Origin of the sequence: Clostridium sp. UMB9555A, from assembly GCF_030222355.1 — a bacterium.
In the GTDB taxonomy this organism is placed as follows: Bacteria; Bacillota; Clostridia; order Clostridiales; family Clostridiaceae; genus Sarcina; species Sarcina perfringens.
In genome coordinates, this window is record NZ_JASORQ010000038.1 from 1 (window position 1) to 298 (window position 298).

The 298-nt window shown below is 25.8% G+C and carries 1 protein-coding gene; it reads right to left on the reverse strand.

Going from position 1 to position 298, the window contains the following annotated elements; all coding sequences use genetic code 11:
- Positions 1–13 precede the first annotated feature (13 nt).
- Positions 14–298: metal-dependent hydrolase (locus QP548_RS17075; RefSeq protein ID WP_284905665.1), on the reverse strand; the 285-nt coding region annotated here is incomplete at its 5' end.

Here is a 298-nt window from a genome sequence, read left to right on the forward strand (position 1 = left end):
TTCATATTACCTCCTATATTGAAAATAAGTTTATTAAATGAAATTTTTGTATTTCTAGCATTAATATTACAATGCTTGTTCCTAGTATAACATATTCTTTTAGGCCACCGGTTCTATATCTTATAATACCTAATGGCATTTTAATATCTTTATTATAGAAAGGTAAAAACCACTTTATTCCGCTTTCTGAGAAGGTATCTCCTACTAAGTGAAGTAAATAACCTAAAGCGATAGATTTTATAAATAGTGATTTTAAGAATATGCCTAAAATAAATATTAAGATTACAGGAGTTATTGA